Consider the following 8,556-nt stretch of genomic DNA (forward strand, 5'->3'; position numbering starts at 1 on the left):
AAATTTAAAAATATTAATAAAAGGGATCCAATGGCAAAAAAGAAGAATGTTTTTAAACAATTACATGAATTAAAACAAGAGCAAAAAAAAACCCACCAAAAAGAGGTGGCAGAAATTGTTGATGAGACATATCAAAATCACACTTTAAAATTAGAAACTTATCAAAAACTAAAAAAAATTACTTGATTTCATTGTTTGATTGCGGTGTTAATTACTGCAATTATTATTGGTTTTAGTTTTTTGCTCGGTATTTTTGCATTTAAAGACATTAAAAAAACCGAATGAATTGTTGTTAGTTTTTTAGTTGTTATTCTATTAATTTGATTTATCTTGGGATGATATAAAAATAAAACGGCTGCTGCTTATTTTAATGATTACCGTCGCCGTTATCAACCAACGTTAACTGATGAAGAAGCAAACATTAAAAAAATTCGTAATATTTTACTAATTATTGGCGCCATCTTATTAATTTCTTCCCTAATTATTTTCTTTACTGTCTAATTTTTTTTTAAAAAGAAAAAGCCTTGCTATTACAAGTAAGGCTTTTAAAACTAAATTTATAATTAAAAAGCTAATCCATAATTCTTAAAAGTTGGTTTTTAAGTTCATATTAATGATTTAACATTACATATCTTCATTTTTGACTGTTCTTTTAAGATATCATTAGTATGCATTCAACTAATACTGACCATTTTTTCGAGAAGCATTTCATTAAATTGCTCTTTATATTTCTGATAATAATTTTCGGTTTGCGCCTTACTTACGTTAACATTTTCTTTCCGTAAAGCTAAGTATTTCTTAAATAACATAAATGCCGCATAGTACATTACCCCAACGGCAAATCATTTTAAGTAATAGGTAAAATCATTCATTAGACTTCTTGCATTACTTGTTAAAAAATTGCAAATATTTGTAAAAAAGATACTAATAGAAAAATATAATTTTAATTAATTATGTTTTTTATTTAAAAATTTAATATTTTTCCACAACGAAAAATTAATTTATTATTTAAATTATTTAATTTTAAATAAATATTTTATGTTAAATATAATAATTGTAAATTATAAATTGAGGCAATTAAATTAAATCTTAAACCAAATCTTTTTCTTCGATTACGATATTTTTCTGTAATAATTTTAAATTTTTTAAGAATAGCAAAAATATTTTCAATAATAATTCTCATTTTTGAAACTAGTCTATTATATTGCTTTTGTTCTTTGTTTAAAGGGTTTTTCTTTGTTTTCTTTGTAGGTATTAGAACATTATTGTGATTTTTTTGTATTCCTTGATAACCACTATCAACTATTAATTTGGTATTTTTTAAAATTGGGATTTTTGATTCTTTAAATAAAGCATAATCATGTTTTTTTCCGAGCGAAAAACTTGTTGCAATAATTTTTTTGGTTTCTTGTTCGATAATTACTTGTGTTTTGATCGTGTGTTTTTTCTTTTTACCAGAATAAGATTGTTTTTGTCTTTTTTTGGGCGTTGGATTGGAGTTTCGGTAGCATCAATAATAATAGTTTTATCATTAAAATAATCATTTATTAGTGCTTTTTTACCAGCAAGTTGTTGAAAATCAGAGTTTTTAATTAAAATATCTTCAATTCACTTAATATTACGATAACAATTAGCCTCACTAATATCAAAACTTTTACCAAGATGAAAATAAGTCTGATATTCTCGTCAATATAATAAAGTCATCAATAATCTATTTTCTAATGATAATTTATTAGTTTTACCACCTTTTTTAAATTTTTCTATTTCAGCAACTTTTAAAATATCTAACATTTTATTAAAAGTGGATTTTTTTATTCCTGTTAATCTTAACCATTCTCTATCATTAAGAGTATTAAATTTATTATTGTTCATATTTTTATGTCCTCATAAATTATATTTTATAATAATATTTTAATAAAAAAGGGTATCGCAAGAAGTCTATTTTAACCCCTAGTCCACCTTGAATTCCAACAAAAACAACAAAGAAAGCAGTAACAGTTCCCACAACACCACCGATTAAAAGACCATAGGTCACTTTAGGACTATAATTATTATCACGATGAAATGTTCATGCGGTTGTTGGCAAGGCAAAACCAGCAGCACACGTCATAATTGGAAAAGCAATAATTGTTTCCATTCCTAATAATGACACGATCGCTAAAGCTGGCGCATACAATCCAACGCCAAAACTTTGTAATCCTCCAATGATAAAGAACGCAATAATCCCAACAGCTAATTTTCAACCACTAAGTCCTTTTGTTCCAACAGTATTAAATAGTCCAACTTGGCCTAAAATCATTAAAATTCCAGCCGCCGCTAAGGACACTGCCACGAATAAAGCGACAAATTTTTTATTAACTTTATTAACAATCTTTGCGGCACAAAAAGCCCCAATCATAGCGACAATCACTAAAGTTACTAAGGTTACTAGTTCAACTTGAGTTGCACTAACAAACAAGGTTCCAGCTAATAAATTTGGAATTGTTAAACCAACATTTAATGTTCCTGGTAACTTTTTAACATCTGGAACACTATTTGTTGCATTCAAAGCAGCAACCTTTACCACAAAGCTACCAACCCCAATCGTATCAGTAAAACTACCCAGAAAACCAATTGTTGAAATTTTGAAAAGGTTTTCTTGTTTATCTAAAAAAATTCGTTTTGTTGTATTATAAATAATAAAAACTAAAAATCCTAAAATTAAAATAATACCAACACACATAAAAATAAAGGCTGTTAAATGGTTTTTATTAGTAAAAGTGAAGTTTTGGCCATCATTAGCAATTTTAAAATAAAATAAGTAATTTACTAATAAACTAGCTAATAATAACAATAATGTTAAGGTCACGGCAATTATAGCAATTGTGCGCCCACTTAAACTTCGTTTCATCATATTATGTTCTGTTTTAATATTTTTTAATTGTTGTTTTTTAACTTGACTTGTTTCAGTTTCATCGTGCAAAACACTAGCAATTTTTGTTTTAAATTCTTGGTGTAATGCTTGATGGTCTAAATCACTTTTTAATTTATTTGTTTCTTGATATTCTCACATTGCCAATGAATAATTTAAATTTAAATATTCTTGAATCTTTTGGCAATATTCATGATAAGCTTCTTTAATATATTTTTCTTTTAATTCAAAATCAGCTTTGGTAAGATTATTTTTTTTAAGTGCTTGTTTTAAAAACGAAAGTTGTTGTTTATAAAACGCTTTTAATTCCCCTTGCCGATCAGTTCATTGATAAATTTTTTCTGTGTGATGAAGTAAATCATTCTCATTCTTAATAATTTTTTCTACTTGAGTTTGATTTTCCATATGTTATTTAAAGGCAATAACTTCAATTTCAACAAGGCCAGATTTTGGTAAATCTTTCACCGCAAACGTACTTCTTGCCGGTTTATGTGAACCAAAGAATGCTTCATAAACTTCATTAACAACAGAAAAATCGTTAATATCTTTTAATAAAATTGTTGTTTTAACAACATTATTTTTGTGATAGTTTGCGGCGGTTAAAATCGCAGCAATATTTGTTAGAACTTGGCTAGCCTGACTTTGAATATCAGCGCATAACACCATTGTTTTCGGATCAAATCCTAATTGTCCCGAAATATACAAAAAGCCATTTGAAAGTTTTACTGCTTGAGAATATGGACCCACTGCTTTGGATGCTTGATTAGTATAGATTAATTCCATTATTTTATAATTGAATCAATAAATTCTTTTTCCATCACAGTATATCCCAACTTCTCTAAGTCAATAACAATGTCTCCTAATTCAGCTTTTGTATTAATATCAACTACTAATCGAATAATTTCTCGATTAATTTCTAAACTATTTTCTAATTGTAAATCAGAAATTTTATGAATTTGAACACCATGAGAATCAACAACATTCGTAATCTTTGTTAAATAGACTTCTTGCATTACTTGTTAAAAAATTGCAAATATTTGTAAAAAAGATACTAATAGAAAAATATAATTTTAATTAATTATGTTTTTTATTTAAAAATTTAATATTTTTCCACAACGAAAAATTAATTTATTATTTAAATTATTTAATTTTAAATAAATATTTTATGTTAAATATAATAATTGTAAATTATAAATTGAGGCAATTAAATTAAATCTTAAACCAAATCTTTTTCTTCGATTACGATATTTTTCTGTAATAATTTTAAATTTTTTAAGAATAGCAAAAATATTTTCAATAATAATTCTCATTTTTGAAACTAGTCTATTATATTGCTTTTGTTCTTTGTTTAAAGGGTTTTTCTTTGTTTTCTTTGTAGGTATTAGAACATTATTGTGATTTTTTTGTATTCCTTGATAACCACTATCAACTATTAATTTGGTATTTTTTAAAATTGGGATTTTTGATTCTTTAAATAAAGCATAATCATGTTTTTTTCCGAGCGAAAAACTTGTTGCAATAATTTTTTTGGTTTCTTGTTCGATAATTACTTGTGTTTTGATCGTGTGTTTTTTCTTTTTACCAGAATAAGATTGTTTTTGTCTTTTTTTGGGCGTTGGATTGGAGTTTCGGTAGCATCAATAATAATAGTTTTATCATTAAAATAATCATTTATTAGTGCTTTTTTACCAGCAAGTTGTTGAAAATCAGAGTTTTTAATTAAAATATCTTCAATTCACTTAATATTACGATAACAATTAGCCTCACTAATATCAAAACTTTTACCAAGATGAAAATAAGTCTGATATTCTCGTCAATATAATAAAGTCATCAATAATCTATTTTCTAATGATAATTTATTAGTTTTACCACCTTTTTTAAATTTTTCTATTTCAGCAACTTTTAAAATATCTAACATTTTATTAAAAGTGGATTTTTTTATTCCTGTTAATCTTAACCATTCTCTATCATTAAGAGTATTAAATTTATTATTGTTCATATTTTTATGTCCTCATAAATTATATTTTATAATAATATTTTAATAAAAAAGGGTATCGCAAGAAGTCTAATGTCCTTTCCCTAGTGGTGCATCAATTTTTAAAACAACCCTACGCCGCTGATTGATTAAAGCTCGGTTTGTAATATTTAAGAACGTTGTCACCTCAATATTTCCTCCTGATAAAACACAAACAATTTTTTTGTTTTTAACATTTAGTTTATTAAATAGCATTGCGGCCGTGGTTACTGCCCCTGCGCCTTCTGCGACAATTTTACAATTTTCAAATAAAAATAAAATTGTTTCAGCAATTTCTGCTTCTGATACAAGGATAACATCATCAACATATTTATTTAAAATACTAAAGGTAATATAACCAGTTTGTTTAACCGCAATTCCATCGGCAATTGATAATTTACCGTGAACTGAAAACGATTTATTGCTTTTCCTTGCTTCATAATAACTTGGAACATTTTGACTTTGTACACCGATTAATTTACAATTGGGATTTACAGCTTTGACATAACTTGCAATTCCTGAGTTGTACTTTACCATAATTTACTGTAATTTATGACACTTTATCATTCCCTAACGACCATATCCCCCCGGTCCAGGACCTACCCCAGGACCTGGTAAAAATTTTTGACTTTTTTGATTTGATTTTTTTCGTAATTTTCGATTTGTTGTCATATTAGGTGGTAAAGTAATATTTAATTTTTGTAGTAAGAAATCAAATGAAAATTCAACTTCACTAATTTTTACAATCTTAATCCGTTTCTTTAACGCATACTGAGTAACATAATATAAATGTAACGGCGAATTTAAAACAAAATTTAAATAATTATTGGTCTTATCATATCAATTTGGTACCCGATTAGAGTTAAAATAACGCATCATAGCCTGTGCCTGTGGATTATTAGTAACAAGATAATAACTGTTTTTAATATTAAAAGCCGCTAATTGACCACTATAAATTTGGGTTCCATTCATAACCATTGTAAATTCATCAATATATTCTTTAATTTCATCTAGTAAATGTGATGAAAAAAAGACTGTTTTTCCACGTAGGGTTAATTGTTTTAAATAAAAAATAATTTTTTTACGATTATTAATATCTAATCCTGCTTCTGGTTCATCCAAAATTAAAATTTCTGGATCATGAATAATTCCTTGAATAATCATTACCCTTTTTTTCATCCCCGATGAAAAAGAATTAACATCTTTATCACGGTGTTCTCAAATTTCTAATGACTTCATTAAGTATTCAATTCGTTCCCGTAAATATCTTCCACGCAAACCATTTGTTTTTCCCATGTATTTTAAGAAGTTATAAGAACTAATGTTTTCTGGAAAAGTAATAAATTCTGGTACATAACCAATCATTTTTTTCATTCCAACTTTGGTTGCTTTTTTACCAAAAATAGAGATATCACCTTTAAAACCTTTTAACCCACCAATTAAAGACTTAATGAAAACGGTTTTTCCACTACCAGAAGCTCCTAAAATTGCATGTAATTTTCCCCGTCCAACATTAAAGTTAAAAGGACCAACAACACTATTTTTAAATTTTTTAGTAAAATTTCGTGATGAGATTGCAACTTCACTGACTACTAATGCATTATTATTCATTTCTTAGCATCCCCTTTCAACTTTTAAGTAATATTTTTATGGCGTAAGATTAAATAAGCAAATATTAAGAAAAGACACGATAAACCGAGATAGATATATTGAATTAAACTAATGTTCAAAAATGGTGCTGGGTCAACATCAATTTTCTTATCAACCCCTAAGGCTAGACGGAAATCTTGATAACTCATTAAATAGTTATTTTGAACCTCAAAGTCAATGTTACTCCGCTGTAATGGCTCAAATCAATATGGCGTGAAGTTTAACGAAGCGGTTCAAATTTGGTTTCAATGTTCAATAATATTAAACTTCGAAATTAAACCATAAGTATTCATTAGGTTATCATATTTAATTCACTCATTGTTAATTTTAATTGGTTGTTCTTCAAGTAATTTATAATCCATTATTTTCTTTAAAATATCAATTTCAATTTCACGAAGAACAAACAGGGTTGGTGAATCAAAATAATCTAAGACCCAATCTCTAAAATCACTACCATTATTATAATCGGACAATGTTCCTTTGTATTCATTATCTCATTCTTGACGAAAAACATCCGTTGGGTTAAATGAATTTTCTTCCGATAATGTCCGATTAACTGTTACTAATTTGCTATCATTTGTCGTTGATAAACTATAATAGGAAGCAGTGGGATTAAAGTAAAATAACGATGTCCCACTAAAAAGATTCATTGTAATATAATTTGTTCATGAACCCGCTGCCTTTGAGACAACTGCCATGTAATCAGCAAGTTCTTTTTGAACGGGGTCATTTTGATCTAATTCTTGTTCTGATTTGAAAAAATAATCTGTTGCAAAATTAACTTTCATTGAAACATCATTTCCGCTCGCTGCTCCAACATTATTAATAATTGTTTTAAGATCTTCAAGTTTATTATCATAAAGATATCTTGTTGATGAATCTCATGTTTTAAGTTTTTTGATTTCAAATTCTTCTGTTTTAGGAACAGTTAATCCTAAATTTTTATAAAAATCTAAGCGACGAACACGTAATGCTGGGTCACTAGTAATATCTTTGTAGTCATCATTTTTAAAGACTAAATTTAAATCACTATAACTTCATTCATCATAAAAGTTTCAAATCGCATTAGTTAAATGAGGATATTTAATTAAATCTTTTTTAAGATTCTTTTTAAAATTAATTGTACTTTTAATAATTGGAACTGGATAGTTTTGAGTAATACTATCATTAGCAAATGTTAATTCAACGGTTTTTGCTAAACTCATAATTAATGAATATGGCATCCCACCAACTAGAAACAAACTACAGAAAATAACAACAATTAGTAAAACAACTTGTGAGTTTAAAAATGTTACCGCAAATAAAATCCCACTTGAAGCAAAAAATGATAATGCCATTGAATAAAGAAATAATTTTAATAATAAATTTTGATAAACTTGTAAATATTGGGGATCCTTATTAAAAATATTACCTAAATAACCAATCCCAAAAGCAAAAAGAATAATTGTTCCTAAAAAAAGAAGAATTAAAATTCAAAGGGCAATTATTTTTAATAAGAACAGGACAAATCGTGAATATGGCTTTGAAATTAATAACAAATATGTTCCATCTTCAAATTCACGACCAAAAATTTTAATAATTACTAATAAAATAAATAACAATAACAAAATATTATTAAAGATAAAAACGCCATACTGAAAATTCTTAAAAAACTCATAAACATTTTTTGAAGAAGAAAATAAAGTAATAGCAACTGCCCCAAATAAGACAACTGATAAAATAAAAAGAATTCAAACCGCCATTGAACGGCGTATTTTAAAAATTGAAAAAAAAATCAACGACCATCATGAATTTGATTTGCCTGATCTTAATACTCTATTCGCCACCTACAACCCCTCAAATCTTTTAATTAATTTGTTATACATATACATTATATAACATTTTCATAATTTTTGATACTGCTTTTTTACTGCAGCGAAAAATACCATAATGACCAAAAAATAAATAATATTAGACTTCTTGCGATACCCTTTTTTATTAA

The 8,556-nt window shown here is 26.6% G+C and carries 10 protein-coding genes; 1 reads left to right on the forward strand and 9 read right to left on the reverse strand.

What is annotated here, in order from left to right; translation table 4 throughout:
• Positions 1-501, forward strand: a 501-nt coding sequence (locus TS70_RS05130) for a hypothetical protein (protein ID WP_232332500.1), incomplete at its 5' end; no start/stop codon positions are given.
• 98 nt (positions 502-599) lie between these two features.
• Here TS70_RS05130 and TS70_RS05135 read toward each other — a convergent pair.
• The 9 genes from TS70_RS05135 to TS70_RS05175 form a co-directional block, all read right to left on the reverse strand.
• Positions 600-872, reverse strand: coding sequence for a hypothetical protein (locus tag TS70_RS05135; protein WP_198049611.1), 273 nt, complete (start codon positions 870-872; stop codon positions 600-602).
• A 164-nt stretch (positions 873-1,036) separates the two neighbouring features.
• Positions 1,037-1,872 (reverse strand): IS5 family transposase gene (locus TS70_RS05140; RefSeq protein ID WP_105628856.1). Its coding sequence is split into 2 segments (ribosomal slippage): positions 1,037-1,476 and positions 1,476-1,872, totalling 837 coding nucleotides; the frame shifts between segments, so codons are not numbered across the junction.
• A gap of 19 nt (positions 1,873-1,891) precedes the next feature.
• Entirely contained in the window at positions 1,892-3,316 is a 1,425-nt protein-coding gene (locus tag TS70_RS05145; RefSeq protein WP_040093564.1) for a sulfite exporter TauE/SafE family protein, read from the reverse strand.
• A 3-nt stretch (positions 3,317-3,319) separates the two neighbouring features.
• Positions 3,320-3,694 carry a Rid family detoxifying hydrolase gene (locus tag TS70_RS05150; protein WP_127092943.1) on the reverse strand — a complete coding sequence of 125 codons (375 nt, stop codon included), beginning with the start codon at positions 3,692-3,694 and terminating at the stop codon, positions 3,320-3,322.
• On the reverse strand, positions 3,694-3,924 hold the full coding sequence (locus TS70_RS05155) for a hypothetical protein (protein WP_040093588.1): 231 nt from the start codon (positions 3,922-3,924) through the stop codon (positions 3,694-3,696). The genes TS70_RS05150 and TS70_RS05155 overlap by 1 nt, the downstream gene beginning before the upstream one ends.
• A 150-nt stretch (positions 3,925-4,074) precedes the next feature.
• A protein-coding gene (locus TS70_RS05160) for an IS5 family transposase (protein ID WP_105628856.1) occupies positions 4,075-4,910 on the reverse strand; the annotation gives its coding sequence in 2 pieces (ribosomal slippage) (positions 4,075-4,514 and positions 4,514-4,910; 837 coding nt in all).
• 66 nt (positions 4,911-4,976) lie between these two features.
• Positions 4,977-5,462 carry a pyridoxal-phosphate dependent enzyme gene (locus tag TS70_RS05165; RefSeq protein WP_052443500.1) on the reverse strand — a complete coding sequence of 162 codons (486 nt, stop codon included), beginning with the start codon at positions 5,460-5,462 and terminating at the stop codon, positions 4,977-4,979.
• 33 nt (positions 5,463-5,495) lie between these two features.
• Complete coding sequence (locus TS70_RS05170; protein ID WP_241460314.1) at positions 5,496-6,536, reverse strand: ABC transporter ATP-binding protein; 1,041 nt, start codon at positions 6,534-6,536, stop codon at positions 5,496-5,498.
• A 23-nt stretch (positions 6,537-6,559) separates the two neighbouring features.
• Entirely contained in the window at positions 6,560-8,401 is a 1,842-nt protein-coding gene (locus tag TS70_RS05175; RefSeq protein WP_198049612.1) for an ABC transporter permease, read from the reverse strand.
• Positions 8,402-8,556 lie beyond the last annotated feature (155 nt).

The sequence above is a fragment of the Spiroplasma sp. hyd1 genome (assembly GCF_016082235.1).
GTDB classification, from domain to species: Bacteria; Bacillota_I; Bacilli_A; order Mycoplasmatales; family Mycoplasmataceae; genus Spiroplasma; species Spiroplasma poulsonii.